Here is a 23,985-nt window from a genome sequence, read left to right as displayed (position 1 = left end):
CACAGGGATAACGCAAACATGGCTCACATTCCGCAAATCAGGATTCCGGCGACCTATATCCGCGGCGGCACCAGCAAGGGCGTGTTCTTCCGGCTGCAGGACCTGCCGGATGCCGCGCAGACGCCGGGCGCCGCGCGCGACGCGCTGCTGCTGCGCGTGATCGGCAGCCCCGATCCGTACGGCAAGCAGATCGACGGGATGGGCGGCGCGACGTCGTCCACCAGCAAGACGGTGATCGTGTCGAAGAGCACGCGGCCCGGTCACGACGTCGACTACCTGTTCGGGCAGGTCGCGATCGACAAGGCGTTCGTCGACTGGACCGGCAACTGCGGCAACCTGTCGGCGGCGGTCGGCCCGTTCGCGATCAGCGGCGGCCTCGTCGATGCATCGCGCGTGCCGCGCGACGGCGTCGCGACCGTGCGGATCTGGCAGGCGAACATCGGCAAGACGATCGTTGCGCACGTGCCGATCACGAACGGCGCGGTGCAGGAGACGGGCGACTTCGAGCTGGACGGCGTCACCTTCCCGGCCGCCGAAGTGCAGCTCGAGTTCATGAACCCGGCCGCCGAGGAAGAAGGCGCGGGCGGCTCGATGTTCCCGACCGGCAACCTCGTCGACGACCTGGCCGTGCCGGGCATCGGCACGCTGAAGGCGACGATGATCAACGCGGGGATTCCGACCATCTTCGTCGAGGCCGAAGCGATCGGCTATACGGGCACGGAGCTGCAGGACGCGATCAATGGCGACCCGAAGGCGCTCGAGAAGTTCGAGACGATCCGCGCGCACGGCGCGTTGCGCATGGGCCTGATCGACACGCTCGACGAGATCGCGACGCGCCAGCACACGCCGAAGGTCGCGTTCGTCGCGAAGCCGGCCGACTATGTCGCGTCGAGCGGCAAGCGCGTGAATGCGGGCGACGTCGACCTGCTGGTGCGGGCGATGTCGATGGGCAAGCTGCACCACGCGATGATGGGCACGGCGGCGGTCGCGATCGGCACGGCCGCGGCGATTCCCGGCACGCTGGTGAATCTCGCGGCGGGCGGCGGTGCGCGCAACGCGGTGCGCTTCGGGCATCCGTCGGGCACGCTGCGCGTCGGCGCGGAAGCGCAGCTCGAGAACGGCGAGTGGACCGTCACGAAGGCGATCATGAGCCGCAGCGCGCGCGTGCTGATGGAAGGCTGGGTGAGGGTGCCGGGCGACGCGTTCTGATCGTACCGGTCGTCGTTCCGACGGCAGCAAGGGCGGCTTCGGCCGCCCTTGTCGTTTCGGTTCGGCTCAGCCGTGCAGGAAGCGCTGCAGCGCTTCGTGGCTGATGCGGCGTGCGGCGGTCGACACGCGCGCATCGGGCACGATGTCGAAGCCGTGCACGCCGCCCGCGAAGACGTGCAGTTCGGTCGGCACGCCGGCGCGGATGAGCCGCTGCGCGTAGTCGATGTTCTCGTCGACGAACAGGTCGACCGCGCCGACCGCGATGAACGCAGGCGGCAACCCTTCCATTCGTTCCGCGCGGGCGGCGGCCGCATAGGGCGACACGTCGTCGCTGCCCGGCGCGTGGCCGAGCAGCGACGTCCATGCGAACCGGTTGTTGGCCGCATGCCAGACGAATTCGCCGGCATGCGGATGCGGCGCTCGCACGCAGGTGCGGTCGTCGAGCATCGGATACATCAGGTGCTGGAAGGCCAGCGGGTATTCGTCGCGGTCGCGCGCCAGCAGCGCCAGCGCGGCCGCTAGACCGCCGCCCGCGCTTTCGCCCATCACGCCGATGCGCGCCGGATCGATGCCGAGCGCGTCTGCGTGGCGGAAGGTCCAGGCAAGCGCCGCGTAGCAGTCGTCGATCGCGCCGGGAAACGGTGTCTCGGGCGCGAGGCGGTAGTCGATCGAGACCAGCGCGCACTCGAGCGCCTTCACCAGCGGGCGATGCACGGCTTCGAGATCCTTCGCGGCCCCACGCACGTAGCCGCCGCCGTGCATGTGCACGATCGCCGGCAGCGGGCGCGTCGCGTCGTCGGGCAGGTACACGCGAACCGGCACGTCGGGTGTGCCGCCGGGGCGTGGCACGCGCCGATGCTGGAGCGTATTGCCGACCGTGTCGATCGGCGGCAGCGGAAGATTGCGTTCGCGATGCCGTGCGAGGTTGTCGGCGCCGAGCGTGACGGTGGGCCAGATGTCCAGCCAGGGACGGATGTCGGGATCGACGAGATGACGTGTATCCAAGATGCGGCTCCGTGGTGAAAACGGCGCAACGCGCGCCGACCATGGCGTCACAGCGCGCTGCGCGCGACGACCCATCGATGCACCTCGCTCGGGCCTTCGAAAATGCGCATCAGCCGCGCTTCGTTCGCCATCTGATGCAGCGGCAGCTCCTTCGTCATGCCCATCGCGCCGAGCGTCTGCATCGCATGATCGATGACGCTCCACGCCATCTCGGTCGCGAACACCTTGACCATCGAGATCTGCGTGCGCGCATCCTGTCCGGCATCGACCCGCGCGGCCGCTTCGTAGGTCATCAGCCGGCACGCGTGGATCTGTGTCAGCGCGTCGGCGACCCACCACTGGATCGCCTGGCGTTCGGCGAGCGGCACGCCGAAGGTCTTGCGCTGTTTCGCATGGTTGCACAGCAGCGCGACCGCGCGTTCGGCGCGGCCGATGCACCATGCGGCCATCTCCAGCCGCCGGTTCGAGAGGCGCGCCTGCATCGGCGCAAAACCGGCGCCTTCCTGGCCCAGCAGTTGTGAGGCAGGGATGCGGCAATTCTCCAGCACGATTTCGTAGGTCGACAGTCCGCCGATCATCGGAATGCGGCGTTCGATGACGAAACCCGGCGTGTCGCGCTCCACGATGAACGCCGATATGCCGCCGCGCTTGCCCTTGTTCCGGTCGGTCAGTGCCATCACGATCGTCCAGTCGGCTTCGCGTGCATGGCTGATCCAGATTTTCCGGCCGTTCAGCACCCATGCGCCGCCGTCGCGGACGGCCGTCGTCGACAACGCGCCTGGATCCGAACCGGCGCCCGGCTCGGAAATCGCCATCGCGGAGCGCGTGACGCCGCGTGCGTACGGTTCCAGGTAGCGTGTGCGCTGCGCATCGTCGGCCGCGTCGCACAGCATTCGCAGGTTCGGTGAATCGGGCGGCAGGATGTACGGTGTCACGGTCGTGCCGATCGCTTCGTTCACGCCGACCATCGCGACGGCCGGCAGGTCCGAGCCCCCGGCATCGACGGGCGCGTCGAGTCCCCATAGACCGAGTTGCCGCGAGCGCTCGTCGAGCCGCGCGCGTTCGTCGGGGAGCAGCGTGAAGCGCTGGCCGTCAGCCTCGCGCGCCATCACGGCCGCTTCAAGCGGCATCAGCTCGTCCGTCACGAAGCGTGCGACGAGATCCTTGATCATCCGGTGGTCGAGATCGAGTTCGAAATTCATGAGTCTGTCGATGAAGGTGTGAAGGGAAGGCGCGCGCTCAGGCCGCGCGCGCCGGGGATGCCGACCGGGCCCGCAGCGTGCCGAGGAGCGCCACGCAGCCGGCCGCGAGCAGCGCGGCGTTGAAATAGAGGCCGCCGCGCATCGAGCCGGTGGCGGTGTTCAACACGCCCATCAGGAACGGGCTCGCAAATCCGCCGATCGCGCCGGACATCGTGATCGCCGCGATCGCGACCGCCATCGAACGCTTCGGCAGCGCGAGCCCCGGCAGCACCCAGAACGCGGGCAGTGCCGCCGCGTGCGCGGCGACCGCGACGCAGAGCGCGATCGTCAGGTTCACGGTGCCGTCGACGCACCCCAGCACGACGAGCGCTGCCGCGCACGCGAGCATCGCGGTCGAGCCGTGTTCGCGCCATGCCTGCCGGCGTTCGGCGTACCAGCCCATCCCGAGCATGCCGACGAGGCCGCACAGGTAGGGCAGCGCGGACAGCAGGCCGATCTGCATCGCGCCGTGCAGGCCGCCGCGGTGCAGGATCACGGGCATCCAGAACACGAGCGCGTAGCCGGCTGCGGCGATCGCGAAATTGGCCGCGCACAGCAGCCAGAAGTCGCGGTGGGCGAGCAACGGTCGTGTCGGGGTCGCGCCGTTGTCGGCGCCGGCATCGGCAAGCGCGTGTGCATCGCGCAGTGCGGCCTTGTCGGCGTCCGACAGCCAGCGTGCGTCGTCCGGCCGATCGTCGAGAAACCGCAGCGCGACGAAGCCGAGCGCGCTGCTCGGCAGCCCTTCGACGACGAACAGCCATTGCCAGCCGCTCAGGCCGGCGACCCCGTCGAAGTACGTGAGGATCGCGCCCGACACCGGGCCGGCGATCAGCCCCGCGAGATACAGCGCGGTCATGAAGAGCGCGAACGCCTTCGCGCGCTGCCTGGGCGGATACCACGCGCCGAGATAGAACAGGATGCCGGGGAAGAAGCCGGCCTCGAACACGCCGAGCAGGAATCGGCACACGTAGAACTGCGCGGGTGTCGCGACGAACATCGTCGCGGCCGAGCCGAGCCCCCACAGCACCATGATTCGCGCGATCGTCCGGCGCGCGCCGATCCGCGCGAGCAGCGCATTGCTCGGAATCTCGAAGGCCATGTATCCGATGAAGAAGATGCCCGCGCCGAGCCCGTAGACGGCGTCGGAGAAGCGCAGCTCGGCGGCCATCTGCGCGTGCGCGAAGCCGATGTTGATCCGGTCGATGAACGATAGCGTGTAGCAGAGGATCAGGAACGGCAGCAGGCGCCGCGAGATCCGGCGATAGAGCGCCGGCATCGCGTCGTCGCGAACGCCGGCCGGGGTGGACAGGGTCGGGGTCATGGGCACTCCGTCAGAAGCGGTGAGTGATGCCGAGCGCCAGCACCTGCTCGGTGCCGCCCGGTTGCGGTTGCACGCCGGCGACCACCGTGTTGCGTGCGTCGCCGCCGTTCTTCAGGTACAGATAGCGGGCGTACACGGAGGTGCGCTTCGACAGCGGGTGGTCGTAGCCGACGCCGACGGCGGTCGCGTCGTTCGCCGAGCCCTTCACGTCGCGGCGCACGATCGACACCAGCACACGGTCGAGCGCGCCGACGTTGATCGCCGCACCGACGCTCGCCGTCGAGAACGCGGGCAGGCCGTGCGCCGTGCTGGCGCCGTAGAGGAATGCGCCGTACAGCTTGACCCGTGCGAACGCGTAATTGGCGCCGAACACGTAATGGTGGGTGGTCGTCGGTTGGACGACGGGCGCGAGGTTGCCGGTCGATACGTCGCCCTGAAAACCCGCGCCGACATAAAGGCCGCCGATCCGGTACTGGAGTCCCGCGCCGTAGTTGCGGCCGGCCTGCGTGGACAGCGCGTTCGGCGTCGGAAAGCCGTAGGTGGCCATCATGCGCAGGCCGTTCCAGTCCGGACCGAGATACGACGCCGCCTGGTTGAAGCGCGCAATCGGCGGCGTCGTGTTCGTCGTGATCGTGTCCGTCGACGTCGCGAGCAGCGCGAGCGGCGACATGCGCTCGTTCAGGCCGAACGGATCGCCGTCGTACACGATGTAGAACGCCGGTGTGTATTGCCGGCCGAGCCGCAGGTCGCCGTAGCGCGTGTCCTGCAGCGCCACGTAAGCCTGCCGGTAGAACAGCGTGCCGCCCTGGAACGATCCGTCGGCCGGCGAGAAGCCGCTTTCCAGCACGAACTTCGTCGAGGTCCCGCCGCCGAGATCCTCGACGCCGGTCAGCCCGATGCGGCTCGTCGATCCGCCGCCGCCGCTCTGCCGGAAGCTCGACAGGCTGCCGATGCGATCGAACTCGACGTAGCTGTCGACGATCCCGTACAGCGTGACCGACGACCCGTGCGCATGCGTCGTGCTCAGCACGCACGCGCCGATCAGGAGTGCTTTCCGTTGCATGAATGTGTCTCCGTTCCATGTTTTTTATGTGTCGCGCCCGCGTTCGGGGCAGCGGGGCTCAGCGTCCCTTGAACACCGGCTTGCGTTTCTCGAGAAATGCGCGCGCGCCTTCGACCCGGTCTTCGCTCGCGTAGACGTCGGGGCCGACGTCGAGCCGCAGCGCCGCGGCAACCGGCAGGCCCCAACTGCGCGTTGCCGTCTCCTTGATGCGGCGGATCGTCAGCGGCGCGTTCGCGGCGATCGACCGCGCCAGTTCGCGCACGGTGTCGTCGAGCGCGGCGCCGGGGACGATGTGGTTCAGCAGCCCGATGCGCCGTGCTTCGTCCGCGTCGATGCGGCGGCCCGTGAACAGCAACTCCATCGCAACCGCGCGTGGCAGCATGCGCGGCAGCAGCACGCTCGCGAAGTTCGCGCCCATTCCGACGCGTGATTCGGGCAGCGCGAAATACGCGTGCTCGGCGGCGATCCGCAGGTCGCATGCAAGCGCGATTTCGAAGCCGCCGCCGATCGCGTAGCCGTTGATCGCCGCGATGGTCGGCTTGCGCAGTTCGAGGATCAGCTCGTGCACATTGCGTGCAAGCCCGCGCATCGGCCGCATGCCGCGGATCTCGGGATCGCCGAGATCGACGCCCGCGCTGAAAGCCCGGTCGCCCGCGCCGCGGATCACGATCGCGTGAACCGCGGGGTTGTCGTCGAGCGTGACGAGTTCGTCGCACAGCCGCCGGATCGCGTCGGCGGACAGCGTATTGGCGACATGCGGGCGATGGATCGTCAGCCACGCGATGCCGTCGTCGTCGGTGCGCAGGACCGACGGGGCGTCGTCGCCGGTCAGGGAGGAGAACGTGCGCGGCGCGGTCATGACGCGCTCCCGGTGGTGCCTGCGCGCTCGTCGTGGACGACGCCGGCCTGCCGCAGCGCATCGCGGCGGGCCGCGTCGAGGCCGAGCGCGTCGAGCAAGGCATCGGTGTCGGCCGCGAATGGCCGCGGCGGCCGGCGGATCGAGCCGGGCGTGCGCGACAGCCTGGCCGGGATTCCCGCGCCGGTATAGGTGTCTGTTTTGACGAGCATCCCGTTGCGGGCCGCCTGCGGATGGCCGAACCCGTCCGCGATGGTATTGACGGGCCCCGTCGCGACGCCGGCCCGCATCAGCCGGTCGACGACATCGTCGGCGAGCCGCTCGCCAGTCAATTGCCCGATCAGCGTATCGAGCGCGTCGCGGTGCGCGACACGCTGCGCGTTTGTCGCGAAGCGCGGATCGCGCGCAAGCTCGGGCACGCCGAGCGCTTCGACCATCTTCGCGAACGTGCGGTTGTTGCCCGCGCCCGTTGCCACCGGCTTGTCCTTGCACGGATAGACGCCGTACGGCGCGATCGCGGCGTAGACGTTGCCCGTTGCAACAGGCACGTCGCCGGTCGCCATCCAGCTCGTGCTGAGCGGATGCAGCATCGACAGCGCGGTGCTGAACAGGTCGATGTCGACGTGCTGCCCGAGGCCGGAGCGCGTGCGCTCCACCAGCGCGAGCAGGATGCTCGACACCGCATTCAGCCCGGCTGCGTGATCGACGACCGGAAACGGTACCTTCAGCGGCATGCCGCCCGGTTCGCCGTTGATCGACATGAAACCGGCCAGCCCTTGCGCGACGGCGTCGTAGCCCGGAAACCGCGCGAGCGGGCCGTCGGTGCCGTAGCCGGAGATCGAGCAGTGGACGAGGCGCGGAAACCGTTCGCGCAGGCAGTCGTCGTAACCGATGCCCCAACGTTCGAGCGTCCCCTGCTTGAAGTTGTCGACCAGCACGTCGGCCGTCTCGAGCAGGCGGAACAGCACGTCGCGTCCGTCGGGATGCGACAGGTCGAGCGCGAGGTTGCGCTTGTTGCGGTTGAGCCCCCAGTAGTAGCTGGAGATGCCGCCCGGCATCGCGGGGCCCCAGTCGCGGGTTTCGTCGCCTTGCGGCGGTTCGATCTTGATGACGTCCGCACCGTGGTCGGCGAGCGTCTGCGCGCAGAACGGGCCGGCATAGACGCGGCTGAGGTCCACCACGCGTACGCCCGCGAGCGCACCTTCGTTGTTGATGATCATGACGATGTTTCCTTCGATGGTCGGTGATGTCGGCGTTCGCCGGCCGAGTGCCGGGCGAGGCTCGGCGGGTTCAGTCGCGTGCGGCGAACAGCGCCGCGACCGCCGCGCGGTGGTCGGGCGTCGCGTGCGCGAATGCCTGGTACGACGCGGACAGGTCGAGCAGCGTGTCGAGGCTCGCGTGCCGGCCTTCGCGCAGCAGTCGCTTGGTCAGGCGCAGCGCGGTGCCCGGATGGCGCGCGATGCGCCCGGCGAGCGCGTGCGTGTGCGCAAGCAGTTCGCCGGCGGGGACGACGCGCGACACCAGCCCGTGACGCAGCGCCGTTTGCGCATCGACCGGGTCGCCCGTGAACGACATCTCGGCCGCGAAGGCCGCGCCGACGATCTGCGGCAGGAACCACGCACCGCCGTCGCCCGGCACGAGGCCGAGCGTGATGAAGCTTTCCGCGAAGCGCGCGCCGTCGGCGGCGATGCGGATGTCGCACATGCACGCGAGGTCGGTACCGGCGCCAATGGCCGGCCCGTTGATTGCCGCGATGGCCGGTACTTCGAGTTGCTGGAACGCATGCGCGAGGCGCTGGATGCCGCGGCGATAGCTGGTCCGGATCGCCGCGAGGTCGTGCAGGTCCGACTCGGCGAGCGCGCGCATCGCTTTCACGTTGCCGCCCGACGAGAACACGGCGCCGGCACCCGTCAGGACGAGCACGCGGATCGATTCGTCGCGGTTCGCTTCGTCGCAGCAGGCGACCAGTGCGTCGATCGCATCGTTGTCCGAAATGGCGTTGCGCGTTTCGGGACGGTTCATCGTGACGGTCAGGATCGCTCCCTGCCGTTCACGGATCAGAAAGGCTGACATGGTGTCTCCGTATGTTTTCTACCGCGGGACTTCACGCCGCGGGCCGAAGCCTAGTATCGTCACGACGGTCGGCGGCGGGAAATCCTGTTCCACATATGTGGAAGGGCCTGCCGCGACGGGTGCGGAGAGGGCGGGATGAGCGGAAACGTGGTCAAGAGCGCGGCGCGCGTGTTCGAGGTGCTGGAGCTGTTCAGCGAGTTGCAGCGGCCACTGAGCGTGCGCGAGATCGCCACGCGCTGCCGCTATCCCGGCTCCAGCGCGGCGGCGTTGCTGACCAGCATGAAGATGCTCGGCTACCTGGCGTACGACGAGCGGACGCACGCGTATGCGCCGACGGCGCGGCTCGTCAATCTCGGCGAGGCACTCGTCGATTCTGCGGCGGGCAGCCGCCGGTACTGGCACACGGTAGCGAAACGGCTGGCGGCCGGCACGCAGGAGGCTGTTGTGATCGCGGTGCAGAGCGACCTGTACGTGCAGTACATCGACGCCGTCGCGGGTGCCCACCGGATTCCGATCCAGTTCTATGCGCCGATCGGCACGCGCCGCGAGATCTGCATGTCGGGGCTCGGCTGGGCGTTGCTGAGTCTTCAGCCGGACAGCACGATTCGCCGGCTCGTGTCGCGCAGCATCCGGCGGCTCGGGAAGTCGGGCAGGACGATCGATGAGGACGTCGTGCTGGACAAGGTCGAGGAGACGCGTCGGCTCGGCTATTCGTATTCGGCGCATACGGTAACGCAGGGTGCAGCGATGATCTCGATGGTGATCGCCGACGGCTGGAACGGCATGCCGCTTGCGATCGGCGTCGCCGGACCGGTCGAGCGGATCGACGAACATCGCGACGCGATCGTGCTCGCGATGCGCGACGCGCTCGCCGGGCGTATGGATGAGGCGGGCGGCTAGTCGTTTGGCGGCGTGTCTGCATGCGACGGCTTCTGCCGGCATCGGGCGGAGGATGCCGGGTTTTCATCCGTGCCGACGCAACCTTCGCGTCTCGCCCGGCTCGCCATCGGCGGCGCGAACGGCGCGCACGTTCGCATAGAATCGGAGCGTTGTTTCGCTCCTGTCCGGTTGTATTCCAGCGAGGTCGCCATGTCATTGAACGCGCCGCTTTCCGGCGTCCATATCGTCGAATTCGAAGGTCTCGGCCCCGGCCCGGTCGCGGGCTGGATGCTCGCCGGAATGGGCGCGCGCATCACGCTGATCGCGCGCCCGGCCGGCCGCACGAGTGCGCCGGACGCGTTGCAGGGCCGCGACGGCGACCTGCTGCGCGAAGGCAAGACGATCGTCGAGCTCGATCTGAAGACACCGGACGGCCGCGATGCGGCGCTCGCGCTGATCGCTCAGGCCGATGCGCTGATCGAGGGGCTGCGACCGGGCGTGATGGAGCGTCTCGGCCTCGGGCCGGACGCTTGTGCACGCCGCAATCCGAAGCTCGTGTACGGACGGATGACGGGCTGGGGCCAGGACGGGCCGCTCGCGACGGCCGCCGGGCACGACCTGAACTACGTCGCGCTGACGGGGCTGCTGTCGCTGTCCGCGCCGCGTGACGGCCGGCCCGGCGTGCCGCCGACCGTCGTCGGCGATGCGGGCGGCGCGCTCGGGCTCGCGTTCGGGATCGTCTGCGCGCTGTTCGACGTGCGCGGCGGCGGCCCGGGGCGGGTGGTCGACGGTGCGATCGTCGACATCGTGTCGATGCTCGGCTCGCTCGCGCTGTGGGCGCGCGCGAACGGGCAGCTCGATGGCGCGCAGCCAAGCCTTTTCCACGACGCGCCGTTCTACGACGTATATCGCTGCGCGGACGGCGAATGCGTGACGATCGGCGCGCTCGAGCCGCCGTTCTATGCGCTGCTGGTCGAGCGGCTCGGGCTGGCTGACGTCGATCCGGCGTCGCAGTACGACCGCGCGCGCTGGCCGACGCTGAAGGCGCGTTTCGCCGAGGTATTCGCGCAGCAGCCGTCCGCGCACTGGCGCGCGTTGCTCGAAGGCAGCGACGCATGCTTTGCGCCGGTGCTGAGCGTGGCCGAAGCGGTGGCGCACCCGCACAATGCGGCGCGCGGGATTTATCGCGTCGACGGGAACGGCAACGTTCGGGCGCGCGTGGCGCCGCGGTTTTTGCCGCTGATGGGCGACGAAGCCTAGGCGCATTCCGAAGTCGGATGTGTCTCCGGAGCATGTGAGCTAGGCTTATCTCGAATCGGCGGCGCGCGGAACCGGACGCGCGCCCAAGCCCGAGCATGCCCTCGACGGACAAGATGACGGATGTCGGCCGAATCGCGATATAAAGACAGAGAAAGTAATTCTCACTATTGATAGTGATTTCGAATTCGTCTGATTGTTTTTCCTTTCTCGGCTACGCACATTATGTGCTGAGCAATCCTTATTCAATTGTCGAGAAAGGAAATTCGGATGAAGAACGAGCAGAGCGAGCCGACTCATCTTTTCGCCACTATCGGCGCGCTCACCGAGCGCGGCGGTCGTGTGACCCAAGCGACCAGCAGTCTGGCCGTCGCCGGCCTTGCTGTTGCCCGTGTTGGCGATGTCGTGACATACGATGATGGCAGTGAGGCCGTCATTACCGATGGTGCGGGCAATTATGCGGTCTGCCGTGACAAGCCATTTGCACTTGTCGGTAGCCGGTTGAGTAACGGCGATCGTATCGTCGAAACGCTTCAGCTGTTGTGGGGCATTCATGTCCTCGCGGGCGAGACAGTCGACGGATTGTTCGATCCGGCTTACGTGCCTCCGCCTGCGCCGTCACGCTACCGGCTCGCAGTGCGAGGAGCAACGACTGCGCGAGGTGGCGTACTGCGAAATGTTACCGGAGCATGGGATACCGGTATCCGGCTTGGCAACGCTGGTGTCGTTGGCAACCAGGTCGACTATGCAGATGGTTCGACCGCGCGAATCGTCAGCGGCCTCACGCTGGTGGATAACCGTGATTTCGAACCGCTGGCCTTCGTTGGAAGCGAACTCGATAACGGCGACACCATTACGGATAGCCCGGAACGCGAGGGTCTCGCATCCGCCTGTACCTTCACGCCGGTGAAGCGTTCGACCATGGCGCGCCAAGGCGATGTCGCATGATCCGTTTTTTTCTTGCGAAGGGCGATCGGGGTGGTAGCGCGACGATCACGGAAGGATTGGAACACGTTACGTGTTCCAATCCTCCACCGCGCGTGCATATCGCAACGCTCTACATGAAAACCTATTGCGAGGCCTGTAAGCAGGAAGGGTTTATCGCGCCGCGAGGTCCGCGCTGGCCTGGTACCGGTCCGAATGGCAAACCTTGGGCGCTGAGCGGCGACATCAATGTCTGTGGTTGTAATCCGCCACCCGTTTTTTATGCGGAGCGCGGCATGAGCATGTCATTTACGGCCATGGAAGCGGCAACGCTCGTTGCGCCGTACGCTGACACGCGTGGTCCCGCCAATGTAGGTGTAGATGAGGATCTCGAGCGCTACTTCGAAATCTGTGATGCGGTGACCGGTTCTCCGGTCGAGGGCATGATATACACGCTGTCAAGCGACGAGCAATTTCTCGTCCACGGCGCGGCACTAAGAGGAGGGAAGACTCGCGCGTTTTCGTTGAAGGAGCATCCGAATCTCGTCTTCGTGACATGGCGTGAGGGAGATGTGCGATGAGTAGCGCGATCGATCGAGACATGCGATTGCTTGCCGCAATTGCCTATGGGGAGGCGTCCACGGCGAATGACTCGGAGGAAATCGGCGGGATTGCGTTTGCCGTTGCAAATCGATGCCGCGCGTGGGGGAGAAAGACGGTCTCCGAACTACGTACAGCAGATCCGAATTATTCGTATGCGTGGGACGGCTCCAACGCGAGATTCAACAAACTGATGCGCGCCCCCGACAGTGAAATTGCATTGAACCCGGCGATGGCGCTTGCCGTTGACTGGGCCAGAAAAGCATTACTCGATGAGCGCCCCGATCCTTCAAACGGGGCATTCTGGTGGGATGGCCTGGACTTCAAAACCAATTACGGCAATCATCCCAAGGTTCGTGACGGGTTCAAATGGGGCTCGCAATCAGACAACATTTTCGGCGTGCCGGAGAAGCGGCGTGAGGTCATCGTTCGTTGGAAAATCCGTCATAAGAGAACCGGGAAAATCGTAGACGGTGGTGAACGAGGGCGCTACGACTCGGTATGGGTGTCGACGGCCGCGCACGGTAGTACGGTGTTTTGGCAGCACAATCCTGACTACCTGAAAGCGAGCGGGGGAAAAGCATACCGATGAAATCTGCAGTAATGGTGGCGGCAATCTTGGCAGCCTTCGCAAGCGGCGCCCGTGGCTCGACCACCTACAGTGGCTATGACGAGTTTTATGCGGTCCAATCGAGCGCAGCTTTTGGCGACCCGATCGAGCACGACGCAAGCGCTCTATATTCCTACCGCGGCGGGGATGTTTACCGAGATTTCGGCGTCGAGTTGGGCGGGAAGACGGTACACGTCGAAGTAGCGGGGAACCGCCTGACGATTGGCGGCCGAATCTATCGCTTTTCGAAAGCGACGGCTTTCCCGGGTGAGCGCCCGATTGAAATTTACCCTGACAGCGCTCGCGTGTTTTTTGCCAAGCGAATGCACCATCATCCGTCCGCTCTGTGCGTGGAAGGAGATGGCAGCGGGTCAGGTGAAGCTAACCGCCACCGGCAAATTTATCTGCTGATCGATCCGCTTGCACCGAAAAGAGACGTGACGTTTCTTCATTTGCCCAGCCTGCTTTCGTCCTGTCGGGCCGTATTGGCGACACAGGACGGGAAGCTTGCATTTCCGAAGAACAGCTATCTGTTCGATGGTGCGCAGGAGTCTCGTATTGGTCTTTTAATGTCGTACTACGTGTTTGAAAAGAGACGTTTTGTCCCCGCGCTGAACGACATTCGGCTTCGATTTGTGCGTCCCGACGTTCCTTTTCAATTTTCGGTTCAGGGCGCGGAATAGTCTCGCCGACACAAGCCGGCGGCGAACCAGACTCACGCCGTTTCCTCCGGCGAATCCGACATCTTGCCGTCGCCGACGCGGTTGATCGTGCCTTGCGCGATCGCGACGAGCCGCTCGTGATCGCCGTCGATGACGAAGACGTGACACTGGCAGGTCGCCTGGTGCCGCCCCGCGTAGACGACCTTCGCGCGCGCGACGAGCGTGCCGTTCACGGCCGGCCGCAGGTAGTTGATCTTGTATTCGGCGGTGATCACGCGCGGGCCGAGCACGAGCGCGCCGGCGAACGTCAGCGCGTTGTCGGCGAGATAGCCGATCACGCCGCCGTGCACGAAGCCGTGCTGCTGGCGCAGTTCTTCCCGCACGGGCAGGCACAGCGACACCTCGTTGTCGCCGATATGCATCAGCTCCGTGCCCAGCAGCATGCTGAACGGTTGCGCGCGCAATGCGCCGCGCGCGTGGTCCGTGATGTCCGTCATCGACTTCCTCGCAATCCGTGTCCGCTTGCGCTGAACTCTAGGAAGGGGGCTGCGGATAAGCAAGGAAATTCGTCCGCGTTTCTTGCGATTACCGGCGCGATGCGCTGAGATTATTGCGTCGAACGCGCGAGTCATGCTCGTTTGCCGGCGATTCGGCGGGAATGACGGAGATCGCCGGGCCGGGAGCCTAAAGTCCGACGAAGAAATGCCGCTAATGCCGGGGCATTGCTCCATCGTCGGCTCTCCAGGAATCTCCCCCCATGTTCGGAAAAATCAAGCTCGCGTCGGGTCTGCTCGGCGTGTTGACCGTGTTTTGCCTCTTTCTCGTCGCAATCGAGGCGCTCGGCTTCTGGGCGCTCGCGTCGACGCGCAGCGGCGTCGACGATCTGTCGAACGTCGCGATCGCGCAGGTCGACGCGGCCAGTCAGGCGACCGAGCGCCTGCTCGACGCGCGCGTGAACCTGTCGCGTGCCGGCACGCGGATGGTGCGCGGCGGCCCGAAACCCGACGACATCATCCGCCATGCGAGCGCTTCGCTCGCTGAAGCGGACAAGGCGTTCGCCGCGCTGACGGCCGCGCAGGCCGTCGACGCAACGAACCGCGCGCACGTCGCGGCGCTCGCCGAGCGCTATCGCGCGCTGCACGGCGCGCTGGGCGAACTCGTGCAGTTCCTCGACGCCGACAACATCCAGGCGTTCCTCGATCAGCCGACGCAACGCTTCCAGGACGCGTATCTCGCCGAACTGCACCGCTTCGCCGACTACGGCGGCGCGTCGAGCCGTGCCGCGCTCGACACGATCGACAGCGGGATGCAGTGGTTCAAGTGGGTCGGCATCGTGTTGCTGGTGGCGATGCTCGCGGCGAGCGCGGCCATTTACGCGGGCGCGCGGCGCGCGGTGGTCGCGCCGCTGGACGAAGCCGGCCGCCATTTCGAGCGGATCGCGCAGGGCCGGCTCGACGAAGCCGTGCGGGCGGCGGGCGTGTTCGAGATCGACCGGATGCTGCGCGGCCTCGCCGCGATGCAGGCGAGCATCGCGGACACCGTGCGCACCGTGCGTCACGCGTCCGACGCGATCCACCTCGGCGCGGGCGAGATCGCCGGCGGCAACGCGGACCTGTCCGCGCGCACGGGCACGCAGGCCGCGTCGCTCGAGGAAACCGCCGCGAGCATGGAGGAACTGACCGCGACCGTCCGCCAGAACACCGACAGTGCGCGTGCGGCCAGCGCACTGGCCGACGCGGCGCTCGACGCGACGCGCCACGGCGGCGGCGTGGTCGACAGCGTGATCGACCGGATGCGCGGCATCGCGCAGAGCTCGGGGCGGATCGCGGAGATCATTTCGGTGATCGACGGCATCGCGTTCCAGACCAACATCCTCGCGCTGAACGCGGCGGTCGAGGCCGCCCGTGCGGGCGAGCAGGGCCGCGGCTTCGCGGTGGTCGCGGGCGAAGTGCGCTCGCTCGCGCAGCGCAGCGCGCAATCGGCGAAGGAGATCAAGGCGCTGATCGAGGAGTCGGTCGCGCAGATCGACGGCGGCTCGGAACTCGTCGAGCGTGCCGGTGACGCGATGCGGACGGTATCGGCGTCGATCACGCGCGTCGTGCAGACGATGTCGGAGATCACGGCCGCGTCGGTCGAGCAGAGCGTCGGCATCGAGCAGGTGAACCAGGCCGTCACGCAGATGGACCAGTTGACGCAGCAAAACGCGGCACTGGTGGAGGAAGTCGCGGCGGCGGCCGCGTCGCTGAACGAGCAGACCGCGCACCTGATGCAGGCGGTGTCGGTGTTCGAGCTGGGCGACGCGCGCGCGATTCGCGAGGTTCGCGATGAGCGCGCGCCGTCGTTTGCCGACGCCGGTTACGAAGCGGCGGGCAGCGCCGCGTAAGCGGTCGCGAGGTGGTAGGGCGTCGTCGACGGCATGTCGGCGCGCGACACCTGCCCGTCGGCCGTCTTGCACTCGAACCAGCCGCGCGGATGCAGGAAGCGCGCGGCGAAGCGCTCGATCTGCTGCGCGAGCGGCGCGGAGGCCGGCGTGCCGCCGTGCGTCGCGAGCGCGCGCAGGTATTCGGTCTGCGCCCAGATTCGCTGCGTGCCGTCGATGCACGCGCCTTGCGCGTCGACGGCCGCGCACACGGCGCCCGTCTGCGGATCGATTCCGTACTGCTCGGCGAACGCGAACGCGCGCGCGAGTGCGTCGGGAAGCCCGGTCTGCGCGAGCCGAGCGCCGGCTGCATCGACCAGATAGAACCATTCGAACTGGTGGCCGGGCTCGAAGCGGTTGTCGGGCGCCCCGAGCGGCAGCTCGGCGACGCAGCCGGTGGCCGGATCGACGAACGTGCGCTCGACGGCCTGCGCGGTGCGTGCGAGCGCATCGTTGAACGCCGCGTCGCCGAACGCATCGGCGGCCGCGAGCCATGCTTCGGTCAGGTGCATCAGCGGGTTCTGCAGCGCGCCGCCGCCCGATGACGAGAAATCGGCGTGGCGCGCGGCGTCGAGCAGCGCGTCGCCTGGCTGCGGCGCGAAGCGGTCCTGGATCAATGCGGCGGTGTCCTCGGCGACCGTGCGCGCCGCGGTGTCGCCCGACGCCGCATGCCATGCGGCGCACGCGAACACGACGAACGCGTGCGTATAGAGGTCCTTGGTCGTGTCGAGCGGCGCGCCTTGCGCGTCGACGCTGTAGAACCAGCCGCCGTGGCGCGGGTCGCGGAAGCGGCTGCACAGCGAGTCGAACAGCGTGGCCGCGTGCGCGGTGTTGCCGGCCTGCGCGAACACGAACAGTTGCCGCGCACATGCCATTGCGCGATAACGGGTGGCGGGCAGCGGGGCATGGGTGGCCGGATCGACGGCCTCGAACGGCAGCCGCAACGTGTGGTCGAACCCTGAACCCTGCCAGATCGGCAAGATGACGTGCGCAAAATGGTCGCGCAATCGGGCGGTCTGGGCGGAAGCGGAATCGGGAACGGACATGGCGGGATTGAGCGCTTGGATCGAATCGAGTCGGCGCGGCCCGGAGCGGCGCGGCCGGGCCCAAGGATAAACCATTCCGCGCGGCCGCCCCCAAAAAAGGAGATAAATCGGATGCTCGGCAACCTGGAACTCGTGATGCGGCTGGTTCTCGCGGCGGCGCTCGGCAGCGTCATCGGCTTCGAGCGTGAGCGCCTTTCGTGGGCGGCTGGCCTGCGCACGCACATGCTCGTCTGTGTTGGCTCGACGCTCATCATGATCGTGTCGGCGTTCGGTTTCGCCGACGTGCTTGGCACCAGCGACCACATCGTGCTCGACCCGTCGCGGATCGCCGCGCAGGTGGTGTCGGGCATCGGTTTCCTCGGCGCGGGCTCGATCCTGCTGCGCGGCGAGATCGTGCGCGGGCTGACGACAGCCGCGAGCCTGTGGTCGGTCGCCGCGATCGGCCTCGCGGTGGGCGGCGGCCTGTACGTCGCGTCGATCTCCGCGACGATCATCATCCTGATCATCCTGGCCGGCATCAAGCCGCTGGAGCGGCGCTACTTCACCGTGCGGCAGCGCCGCCAGTTCACGCTGACGGTGGTGAGCGGCGCGCTGACGTTCGATTCGCTGCACGCGGCGCTCGGCCCCGACAGCGCGCGCGTGAAGCAATTCATCGTGCAGCGCGCCGACGACACCGGCGAGCACGACGAGGTGCGCATCGCGCTCGGCCGCGTGTCGGATCTCGAATACCGCGCGATCTGCGACAAGCTGCGCGCGCTGTCGTGCGTGACGCGATTCGACGAAGGCAACGGGTTGTCGGGCGACGAATAGACGGCATCCGATCGGCCGGATCGGCGATCGGTCATGCGACAATGGCCGTCGCTGATTCCGTTCGACCTCCGATTCCGCGTTCGCGGGCTTGTAATCCGACTCCATGACCGAATCCGTTTCCCAGCCTCGCTCCCTTTCCCGCTCCGACCGCTCGTCGGCCCGTTCGCGCCCGCGCTCCGTCGCGGCCGCGGCAGACACCGCCGCCAAGGCCACCGCGCGGTCTGGTCACGCGGCGGGCGGCGATGCGCCGCGGGACGAACGCACGCTCGACCTGTTTGGCGATCCGGTGCTCGAGCCGGCGGCGCGTGCGCCGGTCGTCGCGCGCGATGACGCGCTCGCGGACGCCGAGACGGACGCTGTTGCGGCCGGCGAGGATGCCGGTCGCCAGGCGCTGCTGGACGGATTCGCCGCGCCCGGCCACGCTGCCGATGCGGATGGCGATGCTGTCGATGCGGTGGAGCAGGCTACCGACGTCGCGACGACGGCAGCGTCGGCATCGACGCGTGCAAATGATGATGTGGCCGATGCCGCGCGCACGGCCGATGCCGATGCCGACACAACGAAGCGCGCCGATGCGCGGCACGCCGATGGCGTCGCAGCGGCTGCGGCCGGTGAGCCGGTAACTGGCGACGGCCACGCGAAGGCCGGCAGCGTGTCGGAAGCTGGCGACGCGGCCGGGACGAACGCGGATCGTGCGACGGCGAATGCTGCGGCGGTGGGCGGTGCGCTCGACGCGGTGCTCGGCGACCGTCCCGTGAAAGCGGACGGCGACGCGGAAGGTGCCGCTGCGCCGGTCACGCACGATGAAGCAGCGCGCACGCCCGGCGAGACCACGAAGGGGCGCCGCGCATCCTCCGGCGGCAGGCGACGTGCGGCCGCCGGCAGACGCGACACGGCGGCGGTGCGCGGCGCGCGGGAAGCGGCGGCTGTCGGCGCGGAGCCGGAATCGACGCCGGCGCACGCCGCGCGCTCTGCCGAACCGCCGGCGACGGCCGAACCGGCCGAGCCCGCAGTTGCCGCGGTGGCCGCGATTGCCGCGAGCCCCCGCGACGCTGCGCGAGCAACCGCAGCGCCGGCCTCGCCGGTCGTGCAGCCGGTGGCGTCCGCCGCGTCGTTCGTGACGAAGCCGTCGGCGGATCGCGCGCAACCGGGCGCGTCGGACTTCGATCCCGACACTCATCTGCGCCCGCTGTCGGACCGGCTTGCCACGCTGCAGGCCGAGACGGCCGGCTTGAAGCAGGCGGCCGATCGCGAGATGCGCCGCGTCAACCGACTGCTGCTGGCGCTGGCGGTCGTCGTGTTCGCTGGGCTCATCGCGCTGGTGCTGCAAACGCGGCAGATCGCGCACCTGAAGCAGGATCTGGAAGCCCGGCAACAGCGGATCGACCGGCTGGCTGCCGATCTGTCGACGCAGCAGGCAACGCTGATGACACTCGCGGAACACCACGAAGCCATGCTGTCGCAGGTCGACCGGCTTCAGCGCAATGCGAACCGTGAGGCGGCGGCCGCGAAGCGCGCGCGTCGAACGCACTAAATACTCTGACCCTACCTGCAACCCTCCGCTCGACGGGGCGGGCGGGGCGGCGCGTGGCGCGGGTGCGGCAAACTGATGCGGTGAGCTGGCAGAGTTCAGGGAAAACCCTTAGAATGGAGTCCATCTAAGGGAAAACCCTAGAGCTATCTCAGGAGTCTCACATGAGCTTCATTCTTGCCCTGCTGCAAAAGATCGACGATCTGTTCGTCTCCCCGCACCTGCCGCTCGACGCGGAATACTCGTACGCTGCGCGTAGCGCCGAAGCCGATCGCATGCGTCGTGCGAACTTCGTGCCGATCGTCGTGTACCGTCGCTGATTCGCTGATTCGCTGATTCGCTGATTCGCTGATTCGGCGCGGCGCTCGCCGCCATTGCCTGCCCGTTTTTCACCGCCGCATCGCGCGCCTGTGCGACCGTCCCGCTAAACTGGAAGTTCGACTTCCTTCGCGACACCCGGGCCATGCTGCAGATGCGGCCGATGACGGCCGGCGAATTCCACGCATACCGCACGCGCGCCATCGACGGCTACGCGCGCGATCTCGTGTCATCCGGGCAGAACGCGAGTGAAGACGCGGCGGGCCGCGCCCGCGCCTGCTTCGATACGCTGCTGCCCGACGGCCTGCTCACCTCCGGCCAGACACTCGTCCAGCTGATCGACGCTGCCAGCGGCGACACGGTCGGCGACCTCTGGTACGCGATCGTGCCCGAAGGGCCGAACCGCACGCTGTTCATCTACGACCTCGACATCGTCCCGTCCCGGCGCCGCCAGGGCTGGGCCACGCGCACGCTCGATGCACTCGAGGCCGAGGCACGCCGCCACGGCGTCACCGAAATCGGGCTGTCGGTGTTCAATCACAACACGGCCGCACGTGCGCTGTATCGGGCGTGCGGTTTCGCGCCGATCACGACGACGCTGATCAAGCCGGTCGTCCCGGGCTAGCCGCGAAGATTCGAGTATCGGACGCTCACTGTTTGCGGTTCGACATGTTTTCACATGTGAGCACGCGCGAGTCGCGAGGCGCTCTGGAGTGGCCCGTCAGCCCCATTTAACACATTGAACACGGTGTACGCCATTCTGTGCCGCGACTGAAACCCAGCGTTGTCCTTTTATGATGGGTGGCCGATAAGTCTGGCGTACTCAAATCGAAGCCGCGACGAAGGGCATGCCCGAGTGTTACGTTCCACTGACGGTTCAATACTGACATGCGAAAACGCCTGTTGCGCATAGTGATCAGTGCGGCACTGCTGATGTCAATTCTGTTCGTTGTGGCGTTCAACGCGATCAATCTGAACGAGGCATACGGCGACGGTCCACCCTACTACTCCCGCACGACCAATATGGACAAATGGACGAGCCCGCTTCCGTTTCTCGGTGTCATCGACGGAGCGATGTTGGTCGCGATCGGTGCGTATTGCTTGTGGATCCGTCGAAGCCGATAAAACCTCCAAACAGCGGGCAGACTGCCGTTCCGCCCGTATTCGTGCCTCCTCTCGTCACCTTGCCCGGCCTTTCCATCTGCGCAGCAGCAACGCGTTCGTCACGACGCTGACGCTGGAGAACGCCATCGCCGCCCCCGCAATCACCGGGTTCAGCCAGCCGAGCGCCGCGAGCGGCACGCCGATCAGGTTGTAGACGAACGCCCAGAACAGGTTCTGCTGGATCTTCCGGTACGTCCGCTTCGAGATGTCGATCGCATCGGCGACGAGCGCCGGATCGCCGCGCATCAGCGTGATGCCGGCCGTATGCATGGCGACGTCGGTGCCGGTCGCCATCGCGATGCCGACGTCGGCCGCGGCGAGCGCGGGCGCGTCGTTGATCCCGTCACCGACCATCGCGACGATCCCGCCGTGCGTGCGCTTCAGTTCGGCCACCACGCGCGCCTTGTCGTCGGGCAGCACCTGCGCGTGCACTTCGCTGATCCCGAGTGCTGCCGCGACGGCCGCCGCGCTGCCGGGGTTGTCACCCGTCACGAGCACGCTCGCGACGCCGCGCGCCGACAGTGCCGCGATCGCGTCGCGCGCGCCGGGCTTCACGGTGTCGCCGAACGCGGTCAGCGCGAGCAACGCGCGCGGCGCATCGGCGCGCATCAGCCAGGAAATCGTGTTGCCCGCGTGTTCGAGTTCCGCGGCACGCGCGTCGAGTTCCGGCGGCACGACGATGCCGAGTTCATCGCGCCAGCGGGTGCTGCCGAGCGCGAGAAGCTGCCCGTCGACGTGCGCTTGAACGCCGCGTCCGGCCACCGCGCGCGCATCCGCCGCGACGATATCGGCCGAACCTGCGGCGACGCCCCGGGCCGCAACATCCGCTTCGTGCGCGGCGACCACGGCGCGCGCAAGCGGATGATCACTTTGCCGCTGGACCGCGGCCGCGAGAGCGAGCGCTTGCTCACGTGGGATGCCGACCGCGTCGAACGCGGTCACGGACGGCTTGCCTTCGGTCAGCGTGCCGGTCTTGTCGAACGCGATCACGGTCGTGCGCTGCGCGAGTTCGAGCGCCTGCGCGTCCTTGATCAGCACGCCGTGGCGCGCCGCGACGCCGGTGCCGGCCATGATCGCCGCGGGCGTCGCGAGACCGAGCGCGCACGGGCACGCGATGACGAGCACCGCGACGGCATTGAGGATCGCCGTTTCGGTGCCGGCGCCGGCGATTAGCCAGCCGATCAGCGTCAGCACGGCGATGCCGAGGATCGCCGGCACGAACACTTCGCTCACGCGATCGACGAGCCGCTGGATCGGCGCCTTTTCCGCCTGCGCGGATTCGACGAGGCGGATGATGCGCGCGAGCGTCGTCTCCGCGCCGATCGCCGTGGTTTCGACGACGAGCGCGCCTTCGCCGTTGATCGAGCCGGCCGTGACCGGATCGCCGTCGTCCTTCGGCACCGGCAGGCTTTCGCCGGTGATCAGCGATTCGTCGACGTGCGAGCGGCCCGACACGATGCGCCCGTCGACGGGCACGCGCTCGCCGGGACGGATGCTGACGGTCGTGCCGACGCGCACCTGCGCCAGCGGCACGTCGCGTTCGACGCCGTGCTCGACGACGCGCGCGCGGTCGGGGCGCAGCGCGTTCAGCGCGCGGATCGCCTCGCTCGTCTGGCGTTTCGCGCGGGCTTCGAGCCATTTGCCGAAGCGCACCAGCGTGACGATGACGGCCGATGCCTCGAAATACAGGTGGCCCGGGTCGACGGGGTCGCGCACCAGCATCCACAGGCTCAGGCCGAACGCGGCCGAGGTACCGAGCGCGACGAGCAGGTCCATGTTGCCGGTGCGCGCCTTCACGGCGTGCCAGGCGGCGCGGTAGAAGCGCGCGCCGAAGCCGAACTGGACGATCGACGCGAGCACGAGCTGCAGCCAGCCGGGCAGCATCGCGTCGATGCCGAACGGCGCGACGAGCATCGGCACGATGAGCGGTGCGCTCAACACGGCCGAGCCGATCACCAGATTGCGTTCGCGGATCGCTTCGCGGCGCTTGCGGGCCTCGGGGGCTTGCGCCGGGTCGCCGGCGGGGACTTCGGCTGCGCCGCCGGTGGCGGCGTCCGGCGCGGCGGCGAGCGATGCGCGGTAGCCGGCGGTCGTGACCGCCGCGATCAGCGCGGCGGCGTCGAGCGCGCCGCCGCCATGCACCGACGCGCGCTCGGTCGCGAGATTGACCGACGCGCGCGCGACGCCCGGCACCGCGGCCAGCGCTTTTTCGACGCGGCCGGCGCAGGATGCGCACGTCATGCCGCCGATGTCGAATTCGAGATCGCGGGAAGCGGCCGGCGGCGTCGCGGCGACCGCTGTCGCGCCGTAGCCGGCCTGCTGCACGGCTTCGGCCAGTCGCGACGCGGAAACGTCCGGTGCCGCGTCGATGGTCGCGCGCTCGGTGGCGAGGTTGACCGACGCACGCGTGACGCCCGGCACCTTCGCCAGCGCCTTTTCGACGCGCGACACGCACGACGCGCAGGTCATGCCGTCGATATCGAGTTCGATCGTGGCCGCGGTCGCGGGCGGTGCCGCCGGCGTGGCGGGCAGCGCTTCGGCGCGTGGCGCGTGCTGCGCCTGCGCGGCAGCAACGGCTTCGAACGCCGCTTCACGCACGGTCGCGCGATAGCCCGCCGCGCTGATCGCATCGACGAGCTGCACGGGCTCGACCGTGTCCTGCACGGTCACCGTCGCCGCCTGCGCGTCGAGATCGACCGCGGCCTCGACGACGCCCGGCACGGCGGCAAGTGCACGCTGCACGCGGCCCGTGCAGCCGCCGCAATGCATGCCGTCGACGGACAGTTCGATCGTTTGCAAGCCCGCGGAGGCGAGTGGTTCAGTCATGTCGGATTCCCCAAAAGCGCGGTTCGTGCCGCGAATGATCCCAGTATCAACATTCCCATGATGGGAAGGTCAAGGGGGGCGACGATGAAATGCACGGACGTGTATACCGGCTCGGGGCTGCTGATGCGTCCCTCTATTTGCCGGAGCCCGGGGCAGCCAATGCATTGCGTC

23 protein-coding genes are annotated in these 23,985 nt (G+C 67.8%); 13 read left to right on the top strand and 10 right to left on the bottom strand.

Features of this window, described 5'->3' with window-relative positions; translation table 11 throughout:
• The first annotated feature begins 18 nt into the window (after positions 1 to 18).
• Positions 19 to 1,209 carry a 2-methylaconitate cis-trans isomerase PrpF gene (gene prpF, locus LMA02_RS29470; RefSeq protein ID WP_166725732.1) on the top strand — a complete coding sequence of 397 codons (1,191 nt, stop codon included), beginning with the start codon at positions 19 to 21 and terminating at the stop codon, positions 1,207 to 1,209.
• A gap of 66 nt (positions 1,210 to 1,275) precedes the next feature.
• On the opposite strand, the gene LMA02_RS29465 is transcribed toward prpF, so the two are convergent.
• From LMA02_RS29465 to LMA02_RS29435, 7 genes are all read right to left on the bottom strand, one after another.
• Positions 1,276 to 2,214: an alpha/beta hydrolase gene (locus LMA02_RS29465; RefSeq protein WP_228908589.1), complete on the bottom strand. Its 939-nt coding sequence runs from the start codon at positions 2,212 to 2,214 to the stop codon at positions 1,276 to 1,278.
• 47 nt (positions 2,215 to 2,261) lie between these two features.
• Positions 2,262 to 3,416, bottom strand: coding sequence for an acyl-CoA dehydrogenase family protein (locus tag LMA02_RS29460; protein WP_228908588.1), 1,155 nt, complete (start codon positions 3,414 to 3,416; stop codon positions 2,262 to 2,264).
• A 37-nt stretch (positions 3,417 to 3,453) separates the two neighbouring features.
• Positions 3,454 to 4,776: an MFS transporter gene (locus LMA02_RS29455; protein WP_228908587.1), complete on the bottom strand. Its 1,323-nt coding sequence runs from the start codon at positions 4,774 to 4,776 to the stop codon at positions 3,454 to 3,456.
• A gap of 10 nt (positions 4,777 to 4,786) precedes the next feature.
• The gene (locus LMA02_RS29450; RefSeq protein ID WP_228908586.1) at positions 4,787 to 5,839 is read right to left on the bottom strand and encodes a porin; all 1,053 of its coding nucleotides are present in this window, start codon (positions 5,837 to 5,839) and stop codon (positions 4,787 to 4,789) included.
• Between the two features lie 58 nt (positions 5,840 to 5,897).
• On the bottom strand, positions 5,898 to 6,698 hold the full coding sequence (locus LMA02_RS29445) for an enoyl-CoA hydratase/isomerase family protein (protein WP_228908585.1): 801 nt from the start codon (positions 6,696 to 6,698) through the stop codon (positions 5,898 to 5,900).
• On the bottom strand, positions 6,695 to 7,915 hold the full coding sequence (locus LMA02_RS29440; RefSeq protein ID WP_228908584.1) for a CaiB/BaiF CoA transferase family protein: 1,221 nt from the start codon (positions 7,913 to 7,915) through the stop codon (positions 6,695 to 6,697). Before LMA02_RS29440 ends, LMA02_RS29445 begins: the two co-directional genes overlap by 4 nt.
• A 70-nt stretch (positions 7,916 to 7,985) precedes the next feature.
• Positions 7,986 to 8,768 carry a crotonase/enoyl-CoA hydratase family protein gene (locus LMA02_RS29435; protein WP_228908583.1) on the bottom strand — a complete coding sequence of 261 codons (783 nt, stop codon included), beginning with the start codon at positions 8,766 to 8,768 and terminating at the stop codon, positions 7,986 to 7,988.
• A gap of 135 nt (positions 8,769 to 8,903) precedes the next feature.
• Here LMA02_RS29435 and LMA02_RS29430 point away from each other — a divergent pair, with 135 nt between their 5' ends.
• The 6 genes from LMA02_RS29430 (at position 8,904) to LMA02_RS29405 (ending at position 13,721) form a co-directional block, all read left to right on the top strand.
• Positions 8,904 to 9,668 (top strand): IclR family transcriptional regulator, encoded by a 765-nt coding sequence (locus LMA02_RS29430; RefSeq protein WP_228908582.1) that lies wholly within the window; start codon positions 8,904 to 8,906, stop codon positions 9,666 to 9,668.
• Between the two features lie 189 nt (positions 9,669 to 9,857).
• The gene (locus tag LMA02_RS29425) at positions 9,858 to 10,907 is read left to right on the top strand and encodes a CaiB/BaiF CoA transferase family protein (protein WP_228908581.1); all 1,050 of its coding nucleotides are present in this window, start codon (positions 9,858 to 9,860) and stop codon (positions 10,905 to 10,907) included.
• Positions 10,908 to 11,174: 267 nt separating this feature from the next.
• A complete protein-coding gene (locus tag LMA02_RS29420; protein ID WP_228908580.1) occupies positions 11,175 to 11,852 on the top strand; it encodes a PAAR domain-containing protein in 678 nt (225 codons plus the stop codon).
• Entirely contained in the window at positions 11,849 to 12,409 is a 561-nt protein-coding gene (locus tag LMA02_RS29415; protein ID WP_228908579.1) for a hypothetical protein, read from the top strand. Before LMA02_RS29420 ends, LMA02_RS29415 begins: the two co-directional genes overlap by 4 nt.
• Positions 12,406 to 13,020, top strand: a complete 615-nt coding sequence (locus LMA02_RS29410) for a hypothetical protein (RefSeq protein ID WP_228908578.1) — start codon at positions 12,406 to 12,408, stop codon at positions 13,018 to 13,020. Before LMA02_RS29415 ends, LMA02_RS29410 begins: the two co-directional genes overlap by 4 nt.
• Positions 13,017 to 13,721, top strand: coding sequence for a hypothetical protein (locus LMA02_RS29405; protein WP_228908577.1), 705 nt, complete (start codon positions 13,017 to 13,019; stop codon positions 13,719 to 13,721). The genes LMA02_RS29410 and LMA02_RS29405 overlap by 4 nt, the downstream gene beginning before the upstream one ends.
• A 32-nt stretch (positions 13,722 to 13,753) precedes the next feature.
• Here LMA02_RS29405 and LMA02_RS29400 read toward each other — a convergent pair whose 3' ends face one another.
• Complete coding sequence (locus LMA02_RS29400; protein WP_228908576.1) at positions 13,754 to 14,197, bottom strand: PaaI family thioesterase; 444 nt, start codon at positions 14,195 to 14,197, stop codon at positions 13,754 to 13,756.
• A gap of 260 nt (positions 14,198 to 14,457) precedes the next feature.
• Between LMA02_RS29400 and LMA02_RS29395 the strand changes: the two genes are divergently transcribed.
• On the top strand, positions 14,458 to 16,083 hold the full coding sequence (locus LMA02_RS29395) for a methyl-accepting chemotaxis protein (RefSeq protein WP_228908575.1): 1,626 nt from the start codon (positions 14,458 to 14,460) through the stop codon (positions 16,081 to 16,083).
• Here the strand turns inward: LMA02_RS29395 and LMA02_RS29390 are convergent.
• A complete protein-coding gene (locus LMA02_RS29390) occupies positions 16,056 to 17,165 on the bottom strand; it encodes an AGE family epimerase/isomerase (RefSeq protein WP_228908574.1) in 1,110 nt (369 codons plus the stop codon). The two genes, LMA02_RS29395 and LMA02_RS29390, sit on opposite strands and share 28 nt — an antisense overlap.
• Positions 17,166 to 17,276: 111 nt before the next feature.
• Here LMA02_RS29390 and LMA02_RS29385 point away from each other — a divergent pair, with 111 nt between their 5' ends.
• The 5 genes from LMA02_RS29385 (at position 17,277) to LMA02_RS29365 (ending at position 20,949) form a co-directional block, all read left to right on the top strand.
• A complete protein-coding gene (locus LMA02_RS29385; protein WP_105830587.1) occupies positions 17,277 to 17,975 on the top strand; it encodes an MgtC/SapB family protein in 699 nt (232 codons plus the stop codon).
• 103 nt (positions 17,976 to 18,078) lie between these two features.
• Positions 18,079 to 19,509: a flagellar hook-length control protein FliK gene (locus LMA02_RS29380; RefSeq protein WP_228908573.1), complete on the top strand. Its 1,431-nt coding sequence runs from the start codon at positions 18,079 to 18,081 to the stop codon at positions 19,507 to 19,509.
• 161 nt (positions 19,510 to 19,670) lie between these two features.
• Entirely contained in the window at positions 19,671 to 19,826 is a 156-nt protein-coding gene (locus LMA02_RS29375; RefSeq protein WP_166726631.1) for a hypothetical protein, read from the top strand.
• A gap of 143 nt (positions 19,827 to 19,969) precedes the next feature.
• Positions 19,970 to 20,449 (top strand): GNAT family N-acetyltransferase, encoded by a 480-nt coding sequence (locus LMA02_RS29370; RefSeq protein ID WP_006754996.1) that lies wholly within the window; start codon positions 19,970 to 19,972, stop codon positions 20,447 to 20,449.
• Positions 20,450 to 20,712: 263 nt separating this feature from the next.
• Complete coding sequence (locus tag LMA02_RS29365; RefSeq protein ID WP_228908572.1) at positions 20,713 to 20,949, top strand: hypothetical protein; 237 nt, start codon at positions 20,713 to 20,715, stop codon at positions 20,947 to 20,949.
• Between the two features lie 54 nt (positions 20,950 to 21,003).
• On the opposite strand, the gene LMA02_RS29360 is transcribed toward LMA02_RS29365, so the two are convergent.
• Positions 21,004 to 23,814, bottom strand: a complete 2,811-nt coding sequence (locus LMA02_RS29360) for a heavy metal translocating P-type ATPase (RefSeq protein ID WP_228908571.1) — start codon at positions 23,812 to 23,814, stop codon at positions 21,004 to 21,006.
• Positions 23,815 to 23,985 lie beyond the last annotated feature (171 nt).

Origin of the sequence: Burkholderia sp. B21-005, assembly GCF_020843965.1 — a bacterium.
Classification (GTDB): Bacteria; Pseudomonadota; Gammaproteobacteria; order Burkholderiales; family Burkholderiaceae; genus Burkholderia; species Burkholderia ambifaria.
Note: the sequence above shows the minus strand (reverse complement) of the source record. Positions and strands in the feature narration are given on the sequence as shown.

What these genes read in the sequence shown, in the direction of transcription:
- LMA02_RS29420 (WP_228908580.1), top strand. Translation starts at nt 11,175, where the DNA reads ATGAAGAACGAGCAGAGCGAGCCGACTCATCTTTTCGCCACTATCGGC.
- LMA02_RS29385 (WP_105830587.1), top strand. Translation starts at nt 17,277, where the DNA reads ATGCTCGGCAACCTGGAACTCGTGATGCGGCTGGTTCTCGCGGCGGCG.
- LMA02_RS29460 (WP_228908588.1), bottom strand. Translation starts at nt 3,416, where the DNA reads ATGAATTTCGAACTCGATCTCGACCACCGGATGATCAAGGATCTCGTC.
- LMA02_RS29425 (WP_228908581.1), top strand. Translation starts at nt 9,858, where the DNA reads ATGTCATTGAACGCGCCGCTTTCCGGCGTCCATATCGTCGAATTCGAA.
- LMA02_RS29395 (WP_228908575.1), top strand. Translation starts at nt 14,458, where the DNA reads ATGTTCGGAAAAATCAAGCTCGCGTCGGGTCTGCTCGGCGTGTTGACC.
- LMA02_RS29400 (WP_228908576.1), bottom strand. Translation starts at nt 14,197, where the DNA reads ATGACGGACATCACGGACCACGCGCGCGGCGCATTGCGCGCGCAACCG.
- LMA02_RS29405 (WP_228908577.1), top strand. Translation starts at nt 13,017, where the DNA reads ATGAAATCTGCAGTAATGGTGGCGGCAATCTTGGCAGCCTTCGCAAGC.
- LMA02_RS29450 (WP_228908586.1), bottom strand. Translation starts at nt 5,839, where the DNA reads ATGCAACGGAAAGCACTCCTGATCGGCGCGTGCGTGCTGAGCACGACG.
- LMA02_RS29435 (WP_228908583.1), bottom strand. Translation starts at nt 8,768, where the DNA reads ATGTCAGCCTTTCTGATCCGTGAACGGCAGGGAGCGATCCTGACCGTC.
- LMA02_RS29430 (WP_228908582.1), top strand. Translation starts at nt 8,904, where the DNA reads ATGAGCGGAAACGTGGTCAAGAGCGCGGCGCGCGTGTTCGAGGTGCTG.
- LMA02_RS29365 (WP_228908572.1), top strand. Translation starts at nt 20,713, where the DNA reads ATGCGAAAACGCCTGTTGCGCATAGTGATCAGTGCGGCACTGCTGATG.
- prpF (WP_166725732.1), top strand. Translation starts at nt 19, where the DNA reads ATGGCTCACATTCCGCAAATCAGGATTCCGGCGACCTATATCCGCGGC.
- LMA02_RS29415 (WP_228908579.1), top strand. Translation starts at nt 11,849, where the DNA reads ATGATCCGTTTTTTTCTTGCGAAGGGCGATCGGGGTGGTAGCGCGACG.
- LMA02_RS29440 (WP_228908584.1), bottom strand. Translation starts at nt 7,915, where the DNA reads ATGATCATCAACAACGAAGGTGCGCTCGCGGGCGTACGCGTGGTGGAC.
- LMA02_RS29390 (WP_228908574.1), bottom strand. Translation starts at nt 17,165, where the DNA reads ATGTCCGTTCCCGATTCCGCTTCCGCCCAGACCGCCCGATTGCGCGAC.
- LMA02_RS29410 (WP_228908578.1), top strand. Translation starts at nt 12,406, where the DNA reads ATGAGTAGCGCGATCGATCGAGACATGCGATTGCTTGCCGCAATTGCC.
- LMA02_RS29375 (WP_166726631.1), top strand. Translation starts at nt 19,671, where the DNA reads ATGAGCTTCATTCTTGCCCTGCTGCAAAAGATCGACGATCTGTTCGTC.
- LMA02_RS29380 (WP_228908573.1), top strand. Translation starts at nt 18,079, where the DNA reads ATGACCGAATCCGTTTCCCAGCCTCGCTCCCTTTCCCGCTCCGACCGC.
- LMA02_RS29455 (WP_228908587.1), bottom strand. Translation starts at nt 4,776, where the DNA reads ATGACCCCGACCCTGTCCACCCCGGCCGGCGTTCGCGACGACGCGATG.
- LMA02_RS29370 (WP_006754996.1), top strand. Translation starts at nt 19,970, where the DNA reads ATGCTGCAGATGCGGCCGATGACGGCCGGCGAATTCCACGCATACCGC.
- LMA02_RS29445 (WP_228908585.1), bottom strand. Translation starts at nt 6,698, where the DNA reads ATGACCGCGCCGCGCACGTTCTCCTCCCTGACCGGCGACGACGCCCCG.
- LMA02_RS29360 (WP_228908571.1), bottom strand. Translation starts at nt 23,814, where the DNA reads ATGACTGAACCACTCGCCTCCGCGGGCTTGCAAACGATCGAACTGTCC.